This window comes from Salmonella sp. NW177 (assembly GCF_051811585.1).
In the GTDB taxonomy this organism is placed as follows: Bacteria; Pseudomonadota; Gammaproteobacteria; order Enterobacterales; family Enterobacteriaceae; genus Salmonella; species Salmonella enterica.
The window spans coordinates 298,343-315,925 of record NZ_JAMMZV010000005.1 but is presented as its reverse complement, the minus strand read 5'-3'; the positions used below and the strand labels follow the sequence as shown (position 1 = coordinate 315,925).

Annotated in this window: 8 protein-coding genes and 2 pseudogenes; all 10 read left to right on the top strand. The window is 54.6% G+C overall.

The window, feature by feature from the left end:
• Positions 1–8 precede the first annotated feature (8 nt).
• Positions 9–1,283, top strand: coding sequence for a histidine--tRNA ligase (gene hisS / locus NA986_RS16235; RefSeq protein WP_001107139.1), 1,275 nt, complete (start codon positions 9–11; stop codon positions 1,281–1,283).
• A gap of 13 nt (positions 1,284–1,296) precedes the next feature.
• Entirely contained in the window at positions 1,297–1,917 is a 621-nt protein-coding gene (locus tag NA986_RS16230) for a YfgM family protein (RefSeq protein WP_000409190.1), read from the top strand.
• Positions 1,918–1,927: 10 nt separating this feature from the next.
• A complete protein-coding gene (gene bamB / locus NA986_RS16225) occupies positions 1,928–3,106 on the top strand; it encodes an outer membrane protein assembly factor BamB (RefSeq protein WP_001177072.1) in 1,179 nt (392 codons plus the stop codon).
• Between the two features lie 116 nt (positions 3,107–3,222).
• Positions 3,223–4,695 carry a ribosome biogenesis GTPase Der gene (gene der, locus NA986_RS16220; RefSeq protein ID WP_000249411.1) on the top strand — a complete coding sequence of 491 codons (1,473 nt, stop codon included), beginning with the start codon at positions 3,223–3,225 and terminating at the stop codon, positions 4,693–4,695.
• Between the two features lie 88 nt (positions 4,696–4,783).
• Entirely contained in the window at positions 4,784–5,005 is a 222-nt protein-coding gene (locus tag NA986_RS16215; RefSeq protein WP_000406469.1) for a zinc ribbon domain-containing protein, read from the top strand.
• 345 nt (positions 5,006–5,350) lie between these two features.
• Positions 5,351–7,543: pseudogene (gene sinH, locus NA986_RS16210) on the top strand (intimin-like inverse autotransporter SinH).
• A 57-nt stretch (positions 7,544–7,600) separates the two neighbouring features.
• Positions 7,601–8,563: a SinI family autotransporter-associated protein gene (locus tag NA986_RS16205; protein WP_023216503.1), complete on the top strand. Its 963-nt coding sequence runs from the start codon at positions 7,601–7,603 to the stop codon at positions 8,561–8,563.
• 119 nt (positions 8,564–8,682) lie between these two features.
• On the top strand, positions 8,683–14,289 hold the full coding sequence (ratA, locus tag NA986_RS16200; RefSeq protein WP_077957228.1) for a DUF823/DUF824 repeat adhesin RatA: 5,607 nt from the start codon (positions 8,683–8,685) through the stop codon (positions 14,287–14,289).
• Between the two features lie 158 nt (positions 14,290–14,447).
• Positions 14,448–14,665 (top strand): annotated as a pseudogene (locus tag NA986_RS16195) (hypothetical protein); the annotation flags it as partial.
• Between the two features lie 658 nt (positions 14,666–15,323).
• Positions 15,324–17,583: autotransporter-associated beta strand repeat-containing protein (locus tag NA986_RS16190; RefSeq protein WP_369551037.1), on the top strand; the 2,260-nt coding region annotated here is incomplete at its 3' end.

Sequence of the window (17,583 nt, the reverse complement as noted above, 5' to 3'; positions counted from 1 at the left end):
GAATAAACGTGGCAAAAAACATTCAAGCCATTCGCGGCATGAACGATTATCTGCCTGGCGAAACCGCCATCTGGCAGCGCATTGAAGGCACACTCAAAAACGTGCTCGGCAGCTACGGTTACAGTGAAATCCGCTTGCCGATTGTAGAGCAGACCCCGTTATTCAAACGTGCGATCGGTGAAGTTACTGACGTGGTTGAAAAAGAGATGTACACCTTTGAGGATCGCAACGGCGATAGCCTGACATTGCGCCCTGAAGGTACGGCGGGCTGTGTACGCGCCGGCATCGAACATGGTCTCCTGTACAATCAGGAACAGCGTTTGTGGTATATCGGCCCGATGTTCCGTCATGAGCGTCCGCAAAAAGGCCGCTACCGTCAGTTCCATCAGCTAGGCGCCGAAGTCTTCGGCTTACAAGGCCCGGATATTGACGCGGAGCTGATTATGCTGACCGCACGCTGGTGGCGCGCGCTGGGCATCGCTGACCACGTTAGCCTGGAGCTGAACTCTATTGGTTCATTAGAGGCGCGTGCGAACTATCGCGATGCGCTGGTCGCGTTCCTCGAACAGCATCAAGAGACGCTGGACGAAGACTGCAAACGCCGTATGTATACCAATCCGCTGCGCGTGCTGGATTCAAAAAATCCGGACGTGCAGGCGCTGCTCAACGACGCGCCCGCTCTCGGCGACTATCTCGATGACGATTCACGCGAGCACTTTGCCGGCCTGTGTAAATTGCTGGACGCGGCGGGGATTGCCTACACCGTCAACCAGCGTCTGGTACGCGGTCTGGATTACTACAACCGCACCGTATTTGAATGGGTAACAAACAGTCTGGGGTCACAAGGCACCGTCTGTGCGGGTGGTCGTTATGACGGTCTGGTGGAACAACTGGGCGGTCGCGCTACCCCGGCAGTGGGCTTTGCGATGGGCCTGGAACGACTTGTTTTGTTAGTTCAGGCAGTTAATCCGGAATTTATTGCCTCTCCTGTTGTCGATATATACCTGGTAGCTGCCGGCGCACAAACGCAGTCTGCGGCAATGACGCTGGCGGAGCGGCTGCGCGATGAAATGCCAGGCGTGAAGCTAATGACAAACCACGGCGGCGGCAACTTTAAGAAACAGTTTGCCCGCGCCGATAAGTGGGGCGCCCGTATTGCACTGGTTCTTGGCGAATCTGAAGTCGCCGATGGGACTGTTGTAGTGAAGGATTTGCGCTCCGGTGAGCAAACGGCAGTGGCGCAGGACAGCGTCGCCGCGCATTTGCGCACTTTATTGGGCTAAGGAGAAGGACAGCGTGGAAATTTACGAGAACGAACACGACCAGGTGGATGCGATTAAACGCTTCTTTGCCGAAAACGGCAAAGCGCTGGCTGTCGGAGTGATTTTAGGGGTTGGCGCGCTGGTTGGCTGGCGTTACTGGAGCAGCCATCAGACGGAGTCCGCGCGTGCTGCTTCTCTAGCGTATCAAAATGCGGTGACGGCGGTAAGCGCCGATAAGCCGGATAGCATTCCCGCCGCTGAAAAATTCGCGGCTGAGAATAAAAATACCTATGGTGCGCTGGCGTCTATGGAACTGGCGCAGCAGTTTGTGGATAAGAATGAACTTAAAAAAGCCGAAGCCCAGTTGCAGCAGGGGTTGGCGGCCACCAGCGATGAAAATCTCAAAGCGGTGATTAATCTGCGTCTCGCTCGCGTTCAGTTACAGCTTAAGCAAGCTGATGCCGCGCTGAAAACTCTGGATGCCGTTAAAGGCGAAGGATGGACGGCCATTGTCGCTGATTTGCGCGGCGAAGCGTTGCTGAGTAAGGGTGATAAAAAAGGCGCGCGCAGCGCATGGGAAGCGGGCGTCAATAGCGATGCTTCTCCGGCGTTGAGCGAAATGATGCAGATGAAAATCAATAATTTGTCCATCTGAGAGGGACCCGATGCAATTGCGTAAATTACTTCTGCCAGGGTTGCTTTCCGTTACCCTGCTCAGCGGCTGTTCACTGTTTAGCGGCGAAGAAGATGTCGTCAAGATGTCTCCATTACCGCAGGTTGAAAACCAGTTTACCCCGACCACTGTCTGGAGCACCTCTGTCGGTAACGGAATTGGCGAATTTTATTCTAACCTTCATCCGGTAATGGCAGATAACGTGGTCTATGCAGCCGATCGCGCGGGCGTGGTAAAAGCGCTCAATGCGGATGATGGCAAAGAGATCTGGTCTGTGAATCTGGGCGAGAAAGACGGCTGGTTCTCTCGTTCGTCCGCGCTGTTGTCCGGCGGCGTCACGGTCGCGGGCGGTCACGTCTATATCGGCAGTGAAAAGGCCGAGGTTTATGCGCTGAATACCAGCGACGGCACTACAGCATGGCAGACGAAGGTCGCAGGCGAAGCGTTGTCTCGCCCGGTTGTCAGTGATGGAATCGTCCTTATCCATACCAGCAACGGTCAGTTGCAGGCGCTAAATCAGGCGGATGGCGCCATTAAATGGACGGTGAACCTGGATATGCCTTCGCTGTCGCTGCGCGGCGAATCTGCGCCGGCAACCGCGTTCGGCGCGGCTATCGTTGGTGGTGATAATGGCCGCGTCAGCGCCGTGTTGATGCAACAAGGCCAGATGATTTGGCAACAGCGTATCTCCCAGGCCACTGGCCCAACGGAAATTGACCGTCTGAGCGACGTTGATACCACGCCGGTTGTGGTAAACGGCGTCGTTTACGCGTTGGCGTATAATGGTAACTTAACGGCGCTGGATCTGCGCAGTGGTCAGATTATGTGGAAACGCGAGCTGGGTTCGGTCAATGACTTTATCGTCGACGGCGACCGTATCTACCTGGTCGATCAGAACGATCGCGTGCTGGCGCTGACCACTGACGGCGGCGTAACGCTGTGGACGCAAAGCGATCTGCTGCACCGTTTGCTGACCTCCCCGGTGCTGTATAATGGTGATTTAGTCGTCGGCGATAGCGAAGGTTATCTGCACTGGATTAATGTTGATGACGGGCGTTTTGTGGCCCAACAAAAAGTAGACAGTTCCGGTTTCCTGACCGAACCGACGGTGGCGGATGGTAAACTGCTCATCCAGGCCAAAGACGGTACGGTCTACGCGATTACGCGTTAATCGTCACGGTTGTGCGTTTTAAAAAACGGCTCCTGGTGTAGGGGCCGTTTTCCTGTTTTTAACAATGGCGCAAAATGCGCGCGTTGTCTGATGATTTTTTTAATGAGGCTTTAAACATGGTACCTGTGGTCGCGCTTGTCGGGCGCCCTAACGTCGGAAAATCCACGCTATTTAACCGTCTGACCCGCACCCGAGATGCGCTGGTTGCGGATTTCCCGGGTCTGACTCGTGACCGTAAGTACGGTCGTGCGGAAGTTGAAGGCCGCGAGTTTATCTGTATCGACACCGGCGGTATTGACGGCACCGAAGACGGCGTCGAAACGCGGATGGCGGAACAGTCGCTGCTGGCGATTGAAGAAGCGGATGTAGTGTTATTCATGGTTGATGCGCGCGCTGGCCTGATGCCGGCGGATGAAGCGATTGCCAAACATCTGCGTTCCCGTGAAAAACCGACCTTCCTGGTGGCGAATAAAACGGATGGTCTCGATCCCGATCAGGCGGTTGTCGATTTTTACTCGCTGGGATTAGGCGAAATTTACCCTATCGCCGCCTCACATGGTCGCGGCGTATTGAGCCTGCTGGAACATGTGCTTCTGCCGTGGATGGATGATGTCGCGCCGCAGGAAGAGGTGGATGAAGACGCGGAATACTGGGCGCAGTTCGAGGCGGAACAAAATGGCGAAGAAGCGCCGGAAGATGATTTTGACCCGCAAAGCCTGCCGATCAAGCTGGCGATTGTCGGTCGCCCGAACGTAGGTAAGTCCACACTCACTAACCGTATTCTCGGTGAAGAGCGCGTGGTGGTATACGACATGCCGGGCACCACTCGCGACAGCATTTATATCCCGATGGAACGCGACGAACGGGAATATGTGCTGATTGACACGGCAGGGGTGCGTAAGCGCGGAAAAATCACCGATGCGGTAGAAAAGTTCTCGGTGATTAAAACGTTGCAGGCGATTGAAGACGCTAACGTCGTACTGTTGGTCATCGATGCGCGCGAGGGGATCTCCGACCAGGATTTGTCTCTGCTGGGCTTTATCCTCAATAGTGGGCGCTCACTCGTTATCGTAGTCAACAAATGGGATGGCCTGAGCCAGGAAGTCAAAGAGCAGGTGAAAGAGACGCTGGATTTCCGTCTGGGCTTTATTGATTTTGCCCGCGTTCATTTTATCTCTGCGCTACACGGCAGCGGCGTCGGCAACCTGTTTGAGTCCGTACGCGAGGCTTACGACAGTTCCACTCGCCGGGTGAGCACTGCGATGCTGACCCGTATCATGACGATGGCGGTGGAAGATCATCAGCCGCCGCTGGTGCGCGGTCGCCGTGTGAAACTGAAATATGCCCACGCTGGCGGCTATAACCCGCCGATTGTGGTTATCCACGGCAACCAGGTAAAAGATCTGCCAGACTCCTATAAGCGCTATCTGATGAACTACTTCCGCAAGTCGTTGGAAGTGATGGGGACGCCGATTCGCATTCAGTTTAAAGAAGGGGAGAACCCGTATGCGAACAAGCGTAACACACTGACGCCAACGCAAATGCGCAAACGTAAGCGTCTGATGAAACATATCAAGAAAAGCAAGTAATGCTTTTTCAGTAATATTCCAGGCCTGACAAGCGCTGCGCTATCAGGCCTTTCAAGTAAAAGTGAGTCACGCGCCTGAGGAGAATGTTATGGAAATAACCTGCCCCGTTTGCCATCACGCGCTGGAGCGCAATGGCGATACAGCGCATTGCGAGACATGCGCTAAAGATTTCTCGTTACAGGCAATGTGTCCTGACTGCCGCCAGCCGTTACAGGTTTTGAAAGCCTGCGGCGCAGTGGACTATTTTTGCCAGAACGGTCATGGTTTAATTTCAAAAAAACGGGTTAACTTCGTCATTTCCGATCAATAAAACCGCTGTTGACGTTGCGCCGCAGAGCAGAGGCGCCGACGTCTTATCCGGCTAAGGGCAAAAGCGTTATTCGATACTCCCGTAATATCAGCATAGTCTCCTGCCCGACGGCTATTTTATTCTTTTTATTGATTCAATTATTTATAGAGAATATTATTCCCAAAAATTAATATTAGAAATAAATAACAGCCTTCTTTTTATTTATTATATCAATATTATAAGTCTGTTTCATATTAAACTTTTCTTTTTAGGAATATATTTAGGTCTGTTAGTTATGATTCCATCTGAATCATCCATATAATATCTTTTCATCGAGGCGTGTTTATTTAACGACAGGGATATCATATGGTGCGAAGGATTCGCATTCTGGTTTTGCTATTAGTGTCTGGAGTATCGGTTGCGGCTTCCGGCGCAGATAACTCTGTATCTGCAAATGATGAAAGCCACTCCTCCTTGCCTGATTTAGCCAGCGAATCCGCCAAAAAAGAAGAACAGGAAAATAAAGGAAAGTCCTTTAAAGAACAGGGCGCTGACTACTTTATTAATTCCGCCACCCAGGGCTTTGATAATCTCACCCCGGAAGCGCTGGAATCCCAGGCGCGTAGCTATTTGCAAAACCAAATTACTTCCTCAGCACAGTCATATCTTGAAGGCGTAATGTCACCTTATGGCAAGATCCGTACCAGCCTCACCGTGGGCGAAGGCGGCGATCTGGACGGCAGTTCGCTGGATTATTTTATTCCCTAGTATGACAATCAGAGCACGCTTTTCTTTAGCCAGATTTCGGCTCAGCGTAAGGAAGACCGCACCATTGGTAACTTTGGGCTTGGCGTGCGCCAGAACGTCGGCAACTGGCTGCTTGGCGGCAACGCATTCTATGACTACGATTTTACGCGCGGTCACCGTCGATTAGGTCTGGGAACCGAAGCCTGGACAGATTACCTGAAATTCTCCGGCAACTATTACCATCCTCTTTCTGACTGGAAAGACTCCGAAGATTTCGACTTTTATGAAGAACGACCCGCGCGCGGCTGGGATATCCGCATGGAAAGCTGGCTGCCGTTTTATCCGCAGCTTGGCGCTAAATTAGTTTACGAACAGTACTACGGCGATGAAGTAGCGCTGTTTGGCACCGATAATCTGCAAAAAGATCCTCATGCCGTCACTTTGGGGCTGGAATATACGCCGGTACCGCTGGTCACGGTTGGTACGGATTACAAAGCCGGTACTGGCGATAGTAACGACTTTAGCGTTAACGCGACCGTGAACTACCAGATAGGCACGCCGCTGGCGGCGCAACTCGATCCGGAAAACGTTAAAATTCAGCACTCCTTAATGGGCAGCCGCACCGATTTTGTCGATCGCAACAATTTCATCATTCTCGAATATCGCGAGAAAGATCCGCTGGACGTCACGCTGTGGCTGAAGGCTGACGCCACCAACGAACACCCGGAATGCGTGATTGAAGATACGCCTGAGGCCGCGGTGGGGCTGGAGAAATGTAAGTGGACGGTCAACGCGCTGATTAACCACCATTACAAAATTATTTCTGCTTCCTGGCAGGCGAAAAACAACGCCGCCCGTACGCTGGTGATGCCGGTAGTAAAAGCTAATGCGTTAACCGAAGGCAACAATAACAGCTGGAATCTGGTGCTTCCTGCCTGGGTTAACGCCGATACCGAAGAGCAGCGCACCGCCCTGAACACCTGGAAAGTACGCATGACGCTGGAAGACGAAAAGGGCAATAAGCAGAACTCCGGCGTGGTGGAAATCACCGTCCAGCAGGATCGCAAAATTGAGCTGATCGTCGACAACATTGCCGATACCGATCGCAGCGATCACAGCCATGAAGCCAGCGCGCTGGCCGATGGCGAAGACGGCGTGGTGATGGATCTCCTGATCACCGATTCCTTTGGCGACTCCACGGATCGCAATGGTAACGAACTGGTGGACGATGCCATGACGCCTGAGTTGTACGACAGCAATGATAAAAAAGTCACCCTGGCCCAGACGCCCTGCACCACGGAAACCCCCTGCGTGTTTATTGCCAGTCGTGATAAAGACGCGGGGACGGTGACGCTTTCCAGCACCCTGCCAGGCACTTTCCGCTGGAAGGCGAAAGCAGACGCCTATGGCGACAGTAACTACGTTGATGTCACTTTTATCGGCGACAACCTGAGCGCGCTGAATGCGGTGATTTATCAGGTCAAAGCCGCCAACCCTGTCAACCTTATCGGCAAAGAAGATAAGCACCCTACGGTCAATAATGCTTACCGTTTCCTGCTGTGGCGCGACAAAAATAAAGACAATGTTTTTCAGATGTCCGAGCAGCTCACGGAAGAAGAGATGGCGCTGTACGACTACCAGTGGGAGTTTACCGGGCAGAGTACAAACGGACATACCGGCGCGTTGGCCAACACCATGAATGAAGATCTTGTCCTGCCAGTAACCAATAAAGAGGCGGCGCAGAAGTTTGCCGCCAATGAGGAAGATGGCGTTCAGGGTTACGGCATACGCGTTACGTATAGCCAGAAATAGCGTCAGCGTTATGGCTGACCAGCCAGCCGCTGAATTTGGAGAAAAAGGAGAGTCTGAATGCAAGCAACAGTAAAACGGCGGCTGACGAAGGTCGCTTTAGCATTAGTAGTTGCCGGATATTGCGCCGCGCCAGCGGTGGCGGCAAACGGTAATCTGAAATCGGGGCAGTGGCAGAGTGCCACTGAACAGACGGGCACCATTCAGGGTACGGTGCCGTGGATTACCCGTGCGGCGGATAAAACTGCGGATACCGACAAAGATCACGTAACGGTAACTATCGATCGCGGCGTTCGTACCGTTGTGACCGAAGGCGATAAGCAGTTTCACGTTGGCGATAAGGTCACGGTGAACTGGGCGATTGGCGATACGGAAGGCGACCTCGACACCGACAACGCCGCCACGAAACAGACGGTGCAGTGGATGAGATACAGCGACCAGAATGGTAGCAATCCCGAAGAGATTGGCACCAAAGGTAGCGATACCTATGAAATTCAGGCGGCTGACGCAGACCATTATATCGGTATCAAAATCACGCCGACCACCACCACCGGTGACCCTGCCGTGGCAACCGAACTGCTGTTGAAAGACCTGTCGACCGATGCGGGCGGTGGTTCGGATGATGACGAAATTCCGGAAGGTCCGGTGGTGGATGAAAACGTCCATGTGGTTATCTATGAGTCTGGCTCAACCACCAACCTGTTGGGTACCTCTACTCCGCTCAAAACCGACACCACCTATAAAGTGCTGCTGTGGAGCGATAAGAACAGCAACGGTACCTATGATACCGGTGAAGACGTTACCAGCCAGTATGACTACCGCTGGAAATTCATGGGGACCAGCGCAAAAGCAGGTACTGGTGCCGGCGGTATTGTCAACGAAAGCTGGAACGATAAAGACCTTGTCATCCCGCTTACCAACGCCGAAGCGAAAGAGGCGTTCGAGGGTGCGGAAGGCGGCGTTACCGTGGGTAGCGACGGTGTCCAGGGCTTTGGTTTGTCCATCGACTACAAACGCAAATAAGTTGTCCTCAACATACCACTCCCCGCGGGGAGTGGTATTTTCCGCGCACTTTGCTTAGCCGCGCGCTAAGCAAAGTGGGTTGAATTACGACAGAGAATGAAAACGGGTGGCTATCGCTCATGGACAGGAATCGGCAAGTGAATAAAGTTGTACATTTCTTACTGACATTACTGGTCATGTTTGCAGCGTCGATCGCGCCTGCGCAGGCGCTATTGAAGGGCGGAACCTGGCAAGAGCTGAACTCGACGACCGGCGCGGTTAACGGCACCGCGCCGCTGGCCGACGGGGCCATTATCCCCCTGTATCAGGGCAGTACGTTGCTTGACCCGAGCAAAACCCACGATATTGAATTCAGCGCCATGCCGCGCGATTTTAGCGCGGATGCTACCTCAACCTCGATGCAGGCGGTCAATTCCACCGATACCGAAGGCGATCTCTTTAGCGATCCGCCCACCATCGCCTGGGAAAACCGCCAGCCGCCCGCCATGGGGCTGGTATGGGCCGATGCCGCCACGCCCGACACGCCGCTCTCGCCGCAGCCGGTTCCGAACCTGACCTTTTGCGCCCAAAACCTCGCCGGGCGACAGCTGGTGGCCTGGGCGCAGGTGGAAGATGAAACCAACGTTCCCGCGCTGTGGCTCTTTACGAATACCGGGGTGCCGAATTATGCGACCATTCCGCTGTTAAGCCCGAAAGTGACGCTCAACATTAAACCGGCCACTGACACGCCGGTTACGGTCAGCGGCGATCACGTTGATTCGGCTTTTGAGGCATCAAAAGTGAAGGTAGGGGAGAGCATCACCCTCACCATCACCACCAAAGCGTGCGACGGCACGCCCGAAGGCAACGCGCCGTTTGTCATCCGCCGTAAAGATGCGGAAAACCGCCAGGGTGTGGTCAACAATGCCAACCCGGTTCGCGTTGGCGATACCGAACTTACGACCACCCAAACGGAATATCGCGGCGTCACTGACGCCAACGGCAACGCCACGGTGGTGGTCACCCAGAAGGAAGGCCCCGGCGTCAAAACGCCGCTGGTTGTCAGCTCGGTCAACTTCCCGGCGCTTACGGCTGAAACCGCCGTCATTTTCACCACTATCACCAGTCCGGACAGCGATAAGGCCAGTATGTACGGCCATATGGTGGAGAGCACCACCGCGACGCTGAACGGTATAACCTACACCTTCACCCGCCCGAAGCTGGCGGCGGAAGCGAGCGGCGCTGACAAAAGCGTCGTCGATACCAACGAAACCTGGGCGCTGTTCGACTGGAGCGGCGCCGATAACCATTGCAATATTCTGCCGGACGCCGAACAACTGGTGCAGATGCGACATGAGCACAGCACGCTGGCAACGTACACCGGCTGGCCGGCGACGGACGATGCCGAATACTGGTCGTCGACCAAAGATCAGATGAGCGGCTACCACGCTGCCGTACATATGAACAGCGCATCGGTCGTCAGGGCCGCCGACAGCGACACGCTGCTGGTCAGCTGCGTGGATAAAGCCCAGCCTGCGGCGCACCCGCAGATTACCCTTTCTCCGGTGGGGCCGTATAAAGCGCAGGTGGGGGACGAGATCAATCTGACGATGACCGTAGTCGACCGGGACACGCAAAAACCGCTGCCTTACCGTTATATGGAGCTGTTTATCGACCCGGCGACAAACCGCAAAGGGGAGCATCAGGACGCGTGGGATAACCAGCGGGTCACCGTCGATTCCGAAGGCATGAGCGCCTCCTCGCCGGAGCACTATACCGGCGTGACTGACGTTAACGGCCAGGCGCATCTGACGTTAAAACACGACAGCGGCATGGGGGTTGAAACGCCCATCCGCATCGTGATGCCGGACGACGAAGGCGGCAACGTCGAGCTGCCCTTTAGCGTGATTTTCACCGTAATCACCAGCCCGGACGTGGACGGCGCCAACATGTGGGGCCATATGCGCGGCGTGGTGGACGCGGGCAACCTGTACAAACGCCCGCTGCTGGCGGTGGAGGCCAGCCATAAAGACGGCCAGTTCGACGAAAACAACGAACAGTGGGCGACATTTAACTCCGTGGCGTCGGCCACCGCGCAGTGCGGTACCGGCCAGGTGCCGGATCAGTCGTCGCTGGCGCATTTGTACAGCGAACATGCGGGCGGGCAGATGGAAAGCGAACACGGCTGGCCGACCGAAGATTATTACATCGCCGCCGACAGCGACGCCTCCGGGACGGTACACGTCAACCTCGAAAACGGCGATAGCGGCAAATTTACCGATACGCCGAACTACCTGACCTGCTCGGCCAATGAAATGGTGGCGGTGCTGGACGTCTATTTCAACGACGACCCGGCGACCAAAAATGCCGATATGACCGCCAAAGTGGGTGAACAGATTAAGCTCAACATCCATTCGCGCAACGCTCTTAACGGCATGGCGATCGCCAATACCGACTTCACCGTCACCATGGCGAACGGCAGGCGGCGCGACGGGCTGACGACCGGTTTTACCGATACCAGCAACGGCGAGATGCAGTTTGACGGCGTCGGCTACGTTGCCGGACAGGTTTATCAGGGGATCACCGACGCCAACGGCGATGCGACCATTATCCTCACCCAGGATAAGGGCGTGGGGTTGCTGACACAGTTAAGCATCGTGCCCATCCATTCATACATCAATACGCCGGTTTCCCGCAGCGTGAAGTTTACCGTCGCCACCAGCCCGGATACGGCAAAAGCCAAAATGTGGGGCCATATGGCCGACACAATTACCGTGGGTGACTGGACCTTTGAGCGGCCCAAACTGGCGGGTGAAGTGAGCAACCCGCTGCGTACCCAGGACGAGAGCAATGAGACCTGGACGCGTGTGGCCCACACAGACGCGGCGGGCAATCCGGATGCGGGCGGCTGCGCGGCGAACCGCCTGCCGCGCATCGACCAGCTTGAGGCGCTGTATAACGCCAACAGCGGTGGCAAAATTAACGGCATTCAGGGCTGGCCAGTCTATCTTAACTACTGGTCGTCCACCTACCAGAGCGCCACCACCTGGAAACTGATCGCGCTGGCGAACGGCAGTGAATTTGCCAACAGCAACGTCTCCATTTATGCCAGCTGCCTGGCCAGCGACAACCCGGTACCAGCCGCCATCACCATTGAACCGGTCGATCCATCGCTGTGGTACGACGGCAGCGACGTGCATGCAGTCAAAGTGAAAAAGGGCGATACCCTACAGCTCAAGGTGACGGTGAAGGACGCCAGCGGCAACCCGGTCCCGGAAGCGCCATTTGTGCTCACCCGCGGCGACGGTTACGATCGCCGGGGCGAAAAGTATACCGCCCAGGACGGCGACGATCTGCAAGGCATCGTGACGCCCGTGGTGATCGACGGCGAATCGCTGGCCTGGACCACCACTAAAATGGGGTCGCAGACCGGCCCTGACGGCACCCGCATTATTAGTGTTACCCGCCCGGACACCCACGGCACCCGCACCGCGATTAACGCGACGCTGTATGAAAATGCCGCCGTGAGCGCCAGCATTGACACCATCTTTACCGTCGTCACCAGCCCGGATGTCAGCGTCGCCCGCATGTGGGGGCATATGGCGCCGTCGCTGACGGCGGCAGATGGTGCGGTGTACCAGCGCCCGCTGTTGTACGCTGAGCTGGCCAGTACGGACAATACTACGACTAAGCAAGAAACCAACGAAACCTGGGCGGTTTTTCATGGGCCTGCCAGTGAAGGGGCAAATCCGGCCCGTTGCGCGGCGGGCTATTACCCTGCCGTTGAGGCGCTGGATTCGCTCTACAGCAAATACCCGAACCGAACGATAAATACTGCCCAGGGCTGGCCGGTCTACTATTCTTACTGGAGCGGATCGAACTCGACGTCACTCTCCAGCGGGGCAAAAGTTGACTTCTATTACGCAGTCGATCTGGCTGATGGTTCGCGTCGGTCAGAAAACAGCTCGCCCAGCATTGCCTGGCAGTACCAAATTTGCGCCAGGACGCCGATACCGCAGGCCACGCAGATCACCCTCACCTCCCCGCAGGCGATGGATGACGCTATTCAGGCGGTGAAGGCGAAAAACAGCGAGTCGATCCCGCTGCTCATCACCACTACCGATGCGATGGGCAACCCGGTGCCTTATACGGCTTTTTCGCTTAAACGCGACGCCGGGACGCCGCGCAACACTGACTATAATAAATTTGTAGCCACTAACGGCACCAACATGACGGTGACGCCGCTCGCCGGTGCGCAGCAACAGTTTTACTATGCCACATCGGCTCTGACCGGCACCACCGGCGCGGACGGTACGCTGACTCTGACACTTGCCGAACCCGGCGGCATAGGGTTGAAAAACCTGCTGACCGCGAGTCTGTACGATACGCCGACGGCGACCTCATCGCTGCCGGTGGTGTTCACCGTCCTCACCAGCCCGGACAGCGACAAGGCCAACATGTACGGCCATATGCCGGAGACCTTCACCGCCAGCAACGGTGCGGAGTTTAAGCGCCCGCTGGTGGTAGGCGAGCCCTCATCGGAGGCGCACACGGATACCTATTTCGAAACCAATGAATACTGGATCATGGTGAATAATTTTAATACCGGTAATTACGGTGGGTGTCCGATGAATCAGATGGCTGCGATAGATGATTTCACGGCGCTGTACAAGGATCACCCAAGCGGCAAGGTGGCGACCGATATTGGATTGCCCGTCGGGAAGCGGTGGTGGGCTGGCGATAGCCTGCTGAAAGGCTCAACCCTTTACTGGCAGTATAAAGATCTCAAGACGGGGAAAGACTACAGCATGTCGGAAAACCCGGGTAACTACTACTTACAACTCTGCCTGACAAAACCGCGCAGCGGGCTGAATATCGCGCTCTCTTCCGACGCATGGAACGCCGATAAATCAGCGGCCGTGGCGAAAAAAGGCGAAACGATACCGATGACGGCAACGGTGACTAACGACGATGGGCAGCCGCAGGCCGGGGTGGCCGTACTGTTGACGCGTGGATACGCTTATTCGCGCGGTGCGGTGGATAAGCAATACATTGATCCCGGCGTGATTGGCGAGCCGGTTCCGTTTACAACTTCGCCAGCGAATATGATGCTGACGCCGGTTGCACCTGCGGCGGGTGCGGCAGTGGCGTTTAATAACCAGAATGGCCTCAGCACAAAATGGTCTGGCTTCACTGGCGATGACGGTAAGTTGCGGTTTACGTTAACTCAGGATAAATCGTCGGGGTTAAAAACGTCTGTCACGGCGGCGCTTGCGAATCAATTTGATGAGGCGGCGAGTGTGGATGCAATCTTTACGGTACAAACCAGCCCGGATACGCCGTATGCGTCATACTGGGGTCATATGCCGGATACCGTGCAGGTGAACGGCGTTACGCTGCGCCGCCCGTATCTGAAAGCCGAGCTCTCTGCCATGCCCCAGTATACCTGGCTGATGACTAACGAATACTGGGCGTCGAACTATTATTATCAGTCCGAGCACGTTGAAACATCGCTGACACATCTTTGCGGATCGCAGGAAAATATGGCCTCGCTGGACGATCTGAAAGCGTTGCAGAGCGTTATCGGCACGTTGCAATGGCCGACGACATCGTCCTGGGATTATGTGTCGCAAGATGAAGGTCAAAGCAATAAGGTCTACTGTTCATTTAACGAAACGACCGGCCAGACAACCTGTAATCGTGAAAAATCGACGACCTCGGGCTTAGGCTCGTGCCGGGTGCCGTAGTGAATGGGGCCGGGAGCGCCTTTGAATGTTGGGTGACGCATTGCGTCGCCCAACCTGGGTATCCCTTGCGGCTGGCGTTGTTCCGGTAGCGATGCATTTTTACGTTTTTGTATTCACGGAATGAACTGCAACGAAATGGACCTTTCTCAGGTACGTCAGTGAAATCGAAAAAGTGTGTCGGTTTTTTATTCTGGCTGCTGCTATGCGCCCTCAGTTTAACGCCTTTCTTCGCGCAGGCCGTGCGAAGCAGCGGCGCATGGCAGGAACTCACTGAGCAAACTGCGGCTATTAACGGCACTCCGCCTCAGGCCGACAGTGTAACGATCCCGGTATATCAGGGTAGCGTTAGTTGCGATCTGATGCGGCGAATCCTGTAGCTCGTTAGGCTGGCCGACGCAGGGCTATCCCTGTTTATCTAAATCAACCTCGAGCGGCGGCATGTATTGCGGCGTGGATGAGAATACCAGGCAACAAAACTGCGCCATTAAGCCGGCAAGCACAGCAGGTTATGCGACGTGTGTGTATTAACGTATTACGCGTCTGGCGCTACCTATATACTCTAAATAATTCGAGTTGCAGGAAGGCGGCAAGCGAGCGAATCTCCGGGAGCTTACTAAAGTAAGTGACTGGGGGGAGGGAACGCAGCCGCAGCACATGCAACTTGAAGTATGACGAGTATATTTAAAATAACGCCAGGTGTCGCATGATAATTACCCCTTTTTGCCTCGCGCATCTATTTATCTCAATGTATGAAATCATTAAATGATATTCACAATATAAATATATATAAAAGAGATGGATATATTTATATCAATTATAAATTAATCAAAAGTTGACCTGATATTGAAATAGGCCTTGAAATTGGTTAATAATTTGGCTTTGATAATATATTGTTACAGGTGATTGCAATCATTCATAAAACCATATTTTTATCATTTATTATTTATCTCATTTATATACACCATTTAAAAGCTATTTACAGCCAATCAAAATCCAGTTTGCTTCGTGAACGTTATTAAAAGGAAATTTAAAAATTGAACAGGACCTACAGTATTGTCTGGAGCGCCGTGCGAAATATGTATGTTGTGGCTTCAGAACTGGCGCGAGGCCACAGCAAAGTTAAAGCGCAAGTATGCGCGAGTGAAACCCATTCCCTAAATAAAAAGTCCGAATATGGACAAATAATAAAAGCAACGCGCAATGTGCTGGCTTGCGCCGTGGCTGCGGCGCTCGGATTTTTCAGCCCGCTGGCCATGGCCGACAATCAGGCATCATATGCTGATGCGCAGACCCACGTTCTGGATGATTCAACGCCGCCGATGACCTATTCGGGAGTTGAGGATGGCGCGGCACTCTATGTCTCGGGTGTTGCCACCGTCGGCTGGCAGCCTACTACGGTCACAGGGACTGGACTCGTCATTGAAACAAGCGGAGGCGGAGCCGATGATCCGAATGGCGGTAAGTATGTTTCCAACGCCATTTCGCTGGATCATTATGCGATCCTTGATCTTACCGACGCGCAGATAACCACTACGGGCATTTATACTCAGGGTATTACCGCAGCGGATGGCAGCACACTGATGTTAACGGACAGCACGCTGAATATTGGCGGCAATTACGGCGTAATGACGTTGTATACGGGTTCAGCAGCGACACTGAACAACACCACCGTTGAGGCAGCTAACAGCAGCAGCGCGCAGGTGCAACAAGGCAGTACGCTGAACGTGCTGGACGGTAGTAAAATCACCCTGGCGCAAGGCCAGATAAACGTTGTTGCCGGTACCTCTGCGACAGATGCGGGTTCCACCCTGAACCTGTCGGATAGTTCGGTCATCTCTACAGGTACGATAAGCACCATCCAGGGCAGCAATAAGGCCGATCTTAATCTCACCAACGCGACTATAACACATACCAACGCCAGCGGTGCGGCGGTGCAGGCCAATAACGCCACCACCCTGGATATTACAGGCGGCAATATTACCTCTGCCGGTACGGGCGTGTATATTCTGGCGTCGGACGCCAGGATCGACGGCGCCACCATCAACGCCGACGGCGACGGCATCTTTATCACCAGCAAAAAGAAAAGCAGTTGGTATGAAGATATCAACGCGCTCACGGTCAGCGACGCAAACGTCACCTCAAAAACTGTCGCACTGAACGTTGATGGTAGCACGACCATTAACGACCCCATTAAGCTCACCAACAGCACCTTTGCGGCGCCGACCGCGATCAAATTGGGCAGCAAAGCGGCTATTCAGGCCGAAAACATGACGCTGACCGGCAACATTGTCCAGACTGACACGTCGTCGTCATCGCTCTCTTTAAGCCAGAAGTCCACGTTAACCGGTCGTGTAGATGCGATGTTTACTACGCTGTCGCTCGACGAAACCAGCCTGTGGAACATGACCGACCCGTCAACCGTCGGCAACCTGACCAACGACGGCGGCATTACGCTGGGCAACGCGAGCGGTTCGACAGGTACGCTGCTGACGGTGGATAATACCCTGACCTTGCAGGACGGCAGCCAGATAAACGCGACGCTGGATACCGCCAACAGCTCGCCAATTATCAAAGCCGCCAACGTCACGCTGGACGGGACGCTGAACCTTAGCTCAACGGCCACCTTTGTCGCGCCCGAAACCGACGAACACTTTGGATCGGTCACGCTGATTGATTCGCAAACTGCGATCACTACCGATTTTGACAGCGTAACGCTGGATGCCGACATTTCCGCTATGCCGGATTACCTTACGATCAACGCGGGCGTTGATGCGAATGATAATACCAACTACGAGTTGTCTACGGGCTTGAGTTGGTACGCGGGCGCAAATTCTGCGCGCGCTGCGCATGGCACTTTTACCGTTGATGCAGACAGTACCTTTACCGTCACCAGCGAACTGGACGAAACCACGGCTACCTCCGACTGGGGTGGCAGCAAGCTAACCAAACAAGGCGACGGCACGCTGATCCTCAGCAACACCGGCAACGACTACGGCGACACTGAAATTGTCGGCGGCATTCTGGCCGCCAAAGACGCCGCCTCGCTCGGCACTGGCGATGTGACGATTGCAGAAAGCGCAACGCTTGCGCTGAGCCAGGGCACGCTGGATAACAACGTGACCGGCGAGGGCCAAATTGTCAAAAGCGGTAGCGATGAGCTGATCGTGACCGGCGATAACACTTACTCCGGCGGCACCACTATTTCCGGCGGTACGCTGACGGTTGACCATGCGGATTCGCTGGGGACCGGGACTATTGCCAACAGCAGCGTGCTTCAGGTCGGCGAGGGCGAGC

Coding starts and splice junctions, on each gene's coding strand:
- bamB (WP_001177072.1), top strand. CDS start 1,928: ATGCAATTGCGTAAATTACTTCTGCCAGGGTTGCTTTCCGTTACCCTG.
- der (WP_000249411.1), top strand. CDS start 3,223: ATGGTACCTGTGGTCGCGCTTGTCGGGCGCCCTAACGTCGGAAAATCC.
- NA986_RS16215 (WP_000406469.1), top strand. CDS start 4,784: ATGGAAATAACCTGCCCCGTTTGCCATCACGCGCTGGAGCGCAATGGC.
- NA986_RS16205 (WP_023216503.1), top strand. CDS start 7,601: ATGCAAGCAACAGTAAAACGGCGGCTGACGAAGGTCGCTTTAGCATTA.
- ratA (WP_077957228.1), top strand. CDS start 8,683: ATGGACAGGAATCGGCAAGTGAATAAAGTTGTACATTTCTTACTGACA.